This is a genomic window from Stieleria sp. (assembly GCF_041595215.1).
In the GTDB taxonomy this organism is placed as follows: domain Bacteria; phylum Planctomycetota; class Planctomycetia; order Pirellulales; family Pirellulaceae; genus Stieleria; species Stieleria magnilauensis.
In genome coordinates, this window is record NZ_JBFHKV010000654.1 from 1 (window position 1) to 4,904 (window position 4,904).

Sequence of the window (4,904 nt, forward strand, 5' to 3'; positions counted from 1 at the left end):
GATCCTCCCACCACGGAAGCCCCCGCAACCGACGACTCGACCGATGAGGACCCGATCGCTGCGGAGCAACAGTCGGACGCCGTGCTGTTTTGGAATGATGTCTTTGGCGAAGTGTTGGTCGATAACACGGAAAAACAAAACCCCGGCTACGCGTCGCGCTCCAACGCCATTTTGAATTTGGCCATTTTTGATTCGGTCGCAATCGCGTCGGGCAATTCCGACGGAGCGTTCTATCACTACGACAGCACCTTGACGAGCACGACAGGCGACGTTTCCGCGGAGGTCGCCGCAACTGCTGCGGCTTACACCGCGCTGAGTGGCCTGTACCCGGACCAACAAGCACAGCTCGATGCAGCCCTGGAGGACTGGATCGCGGCCCAGGATTCGCAAGTCGATCTTGCCGACAGCTTCGCGCTCGGTGAAGACGTGGCCAACCAAATCCTGGCGCTCCGCGTCGACGACGGTTCGGATGTGGTCGGCGAGTACACCTACACCGACGAAGCCGGATATTTCCAACCGGACCCGTACAGCCCAAACGTTCCGGCTTGGGGACCGAATTGGGGTGACGTGGACACCTTCTCCATTTCATCCGTTGACGAGTTCTCCCCCGACTCCCCGCCTGATCTGACCAGCGAAGAGTATGCGGAGTCCTACAACGAAGTGTTGGCATTGGGTTCCGTCGATAGCACGGAGCGGACCGCCGAGCAAACCGAAATCGGTCTCTTCTGGGCCTATGACCGCGAAGGGCTCGGCACACCGTTTGGGCTGTTCACTGACGTACTGGAAAGCGTCGCGACTCAACAGGATAATACCTTCGAAGAAAACGTCGCGCTATTTGCTCAAGCCTCCGTCGCCATGGCGGACGCTGCGATCGTCGCTTGGGAGACAAAATTCAGCGAAGAGTTTTGGCGGCCGGTCACTGCGATCCAACAAGGCGATCGCGATGGGAACGAGCTGACCGAAGGCGATGAGGATTGGACGCCGTTGGGAGGCCCCGACGGTGACGGAGACATCGTCGGATTCACGCCCCAGTTCCCGACGTACATCTCCGGCCACGCGACCTTCGGTGGTGCCCTGTTCGGGACGCTGCAAGATTTCTATGGAACCGATGAGATCTCGTTCGAAGTGACGTCCAGAGAGTTGGAGATTCTGTTGGAGGATCCCGAGTTGCAGGAGGCGTACGGTTTGGACCTCGACGACGCGACGCGTCAATTCGATTCGTTCAGCGAGGCGATGGCAGAAAACGGGCGCAGTCGAGTCTACTTGGGCATCCACTTCGACTTCGATGACCTTGTCGGCCAGGAGGTGGGACAAGCGATTGCCGCCTCCGTCGCCGCAGACTTCGCCGCACTCAACGAATCCTCCGGTGCATCCGACGGTTCGGATGCATCAGACTCCTCGGATTCATCCTTCGCAATCAGCGGAGCAGTCGTCGCCGCGCCGGAATTTGATGATTTCACTGCGATCTCCCGCGAGGTCAGCGACACGGACTTGAGCCTGCTGGCGCAAGATCAAGTGAATCAACGTGGCAATCAGCGGTTGGACCAGGCACGCGGTCAAACCGGTGGTGATCGACAAACGGAGAAGAACGAGGGCGTGGAAGGCGTGACCGTGGAGTTGCTCGACAGCGCCGGCGAGCTGGTCGCACAAACCACCACCGACAGCCGCGGTCGATACACGTTTGACTCGATTAGCGATGCGGAGACCTACCAAGTGCAGATCGCTTCAACCGACATGTGGATCGTCCTCGGTGAGGATCTGCATGAGGTCGAACTGACCGACGTCGACAACCTGATCATGCGGATCAATTTCCAGGTGCAATTGGCCTGACCCGGGATCCATCCTTGGCGTTGGACGCTTTCCGCCCGACGAACACCCCAGTTTTCCGTCCAGATGCGGATTTAGGGTTAGGTTTGTCGAGCGGAAGAGGGGAGCAGACTGTCACTTGCAGAACGATGCAATGAATAATGAGCCCACGGATGGCAGTGCGAGCCCGCGAGTTTTTTGCCCCCTGTCATCCGTGGGTTCGCGCTGCTAGCCGTGGGCATTCTTTTCTTGGGCGACTGTCGATCGAACGACCTCGGGCGGAATCACGCCAGGGTAAACACTGACGCCGCAACGTGCACTTCTTGCGTTCGGGGGGCGGGAATCCATCGTTTTCTTCTGAAAGGAGCGGTTTGCCGCTTCCACGTGGAGGCGGATGCGGTGAAACTCAACCGTCTATCGCGTGCCCGATCCGGTCATCGCGGACGCATACCGAGAGACGCTGCCCCAGAGTTTGCCGTTGATGTTTGACAGGATGAGCGAGACAACGATCCTCGCTACAAGTTGCGCTTGGACGCGTCGGTTCGGGATCGCTCTGATCACGCTGCTTTGCTGCATCGCGACGCCGGCAGTTGCGGTTTCGCAAGAACGATTGGTCGATCACTTTCCCCAAGCGGCCGAGTCGGGCTGCATGGCGTGTCATGGGGAAATCGAGCCGATTCGCGAAATCGGTTCCGAAATGCTGAACCAAATCATGGCCCGCGGGAAAGAACTGGGTGATCCGGCCGGTTGTGTTGTTTGCCACAACGGCGATCCCACCGAGACCAAGGATAAGGCGATTGCGCACGGCGGCGACAACTTCTTTCCCGATCCTGGCAGCCCCTGGGTGAACGAAGAGACTTGCGGCCAGTGCCACATGGAACAAGTCGAGATTCAGTGGAAAAGTCTGATGATGACCGAGGCGGGCAAGATCCAGGGAACGTGCTGGTCCTTTGGAGCGCTGACCGGTTACGAGCACAAGTTCGGCAACTACGCGGTGGAAAACCCCGCAGACCCCGGCGCGAGGCTCGGCACGGACGCCTATCGCGACTACATGGAACGGTTGCGAAAGCTGGAACCCAACGTGTTTGTCGATCGGCATGAACCCCTGCCCGACGCCGTGGGGTTCGATGAATTGGACAAGCTGAACGACAACCCGGAACTCGCTGCGTTCACCTACATTCGTCAGGAATGCAACCGCTGTCACCATGCCGTGAAAGGGCGATCTCGGCGAGGCGATTTTCGCGGCATGGGGTGCTCGTCATGCCATCTCCCTTACAGCAATGAAGGCTACTACGAGGGAAACGACCGATCGATCCCGACCGATGAGCCGACGCATCCGCTGACCCATCAAATCCAAGGAACGCGTGAAGCGACCGTCACCGTGCATGGAACGAGTTACCACGGCTTGGCGGTTGAAACATGCACGACGTGCCACAATCGCGGCAAACGCGTGGGAGTCTCTTTTCAAGGATTGATGGAAACGCCGTATACGTCTCCGTTCAGCGAAACGGGAGCCGGGACGCCGGACTTGCACTCCAAGCACTACATCGCCATGGAGCAAGACATTCACTACCAGATAGGTATGAAGTGCCAGGATTGCCACACATCGATCGACGTGCACGGCGACGGTTTTCTCAATCCAACGACGTTGGCGGCCGTGCAAATCGAATGCTCCGATTGCCACGGAACGCCCGACAAGTTCCCCTGGGAACTGCCGCTCGGTTACATGGATGAATTCGACATGTCACCGGCCGATGGCGATCCGCGCGGCGTCACCGATGAACAGCTTCCGCACACCTGGGCCGGCTATCAACACGACAAGAAGGACGGGTATTTGCTGACCGCCCGAGGCAACCCCTACGAAAACACGGTGCGTGACGGCGACGAAGTGATTGTCTACACCGCCGAAGGCAAAGACCTGCGACTCAAACCATTGAAGAAGCTGGTGGCAGAAAAGCAAATCAGCACGCGAGGGTTGGTCGCGATGCAGGGTGTCGCCAAGCATTTGGACCGGATGGAATGCTACACCTGTCATGCAAGTTGGACGCCGCAGTGTTACGGGTGTCATGTTAAGGTCGACTACAGTCAGAAGGATCGTTGCCCGGAATGCAATGAGTCACAGACCGGTTTCGATTGGGTGGCCGCCGGTCGCAAACACATGCAACCGGAGTTCCGAACGACGGACGGAGAAGAGCAGTTCCAGACGGTGATTCCCGGCAAAGTCACCGAGAGTCGCAGTTACCTGCGGTGGGAGGAACCGATGATGGGAATCAACGGCGAAGGGCGTGTGACGCCGTTGGCACCAGGCTGCCAGCCATCGGTCACCATCATCGGCCCCGACGGCAAGATGATTCTGCAGAATCATATCTTCAAAACGCCGCCCGGTACCGAGGGCAGTGGAGAAAGCGGTCAGTTGGCGATCGACATGAGCCCCACCCAGCCACACACGATGACCAAGAATGCGCGCAGTTGTGAATCGTGCCATGCGTCGGACAAAGCTGTAGGCCTGGGAATTCCCGGGACACGTCCGTGGAATGAATCACATTTCGCAGATCTCGAAACGACCGACGGAACGGTACTCTCCGAACGTGCCAGGCCCCAACAACCCGCGATCGAAAACCTGGATCATGATTGGTCGCAGATCGTTGACCGTGACGGAAACCAACTCGCCACCGTGGGCCACCACTGGAAACTCTCGCGAGCGCTGAACAAAGACGAGATCGAACACATCCAGCGTGAAGGTACCTGTATCGCCTGCCATCAGGAAATTCCCGCCAACTCAGCCGCCATCAACCTGCTGCATCATGTCGCCAAGTACACCGGACAGCTTCCCGAAACCAACGACCAACACGCGGCGCTGATCCACAAAATCGTGCTCCTGTCCGCTTGGGTGCAAGTCACGGGGGTCGGTGGAGGATTACTGGTGGGACTGGCCGGCGTCACCTGGTGGCGACGAAAACGCCGTGCGGCAACCCGCTGATCGGGCCCACCGGATGCCGTTGAAGTTAACGATCGTTTCAGCGGGCTAGGGCCCATAGGCCCGCGTCAAACGGCTGATAATCAATTGACATCAGCCGGTTCGCGCCAGCGTCCGGGCC

At 58.7% G+C, this 4,904-nt stretch carries 2 protein-coding genes; both read left to right on the plus strand.

Features of this window, described 5'->3' with window-relative positions; translation table 11 throughout:
• The coding region (locus ABX749_RS21870) for an SdrD B-like domain-containing protein (RefSeq protein WP_372897853.1) at window positions 1-1,830 on the plus strand (1,830 nt) is incomplete at its 5' end.
• A 469-nt stretch (window positions 1,831-2,299) separates the two neighbouring features.
• Window positions 2,300-4,786: a cytochrome C gene (locus tag ABX749_RS21875; protein WP_372897854.1), complete on the plus strand. Its 2,487-nt coding sequence runs from the start codon at window positions 2,300-2,302 to the stop codon at window positions 4,784-4,786.
• The last annotated feature ends 118 nt before the right edge of the window (window positions 4,787-4,904 follow it).

What these genes read in the sequence shown, in the direction of transcription:
- ABX749_RS21875 (WP_372897854.1), top strand. Translation starts at nt 2,300, where the DNA reads ATGAGCGAGACAACGATCCTCGCTACAAGTTGCGCTTGGACGCGTCGG.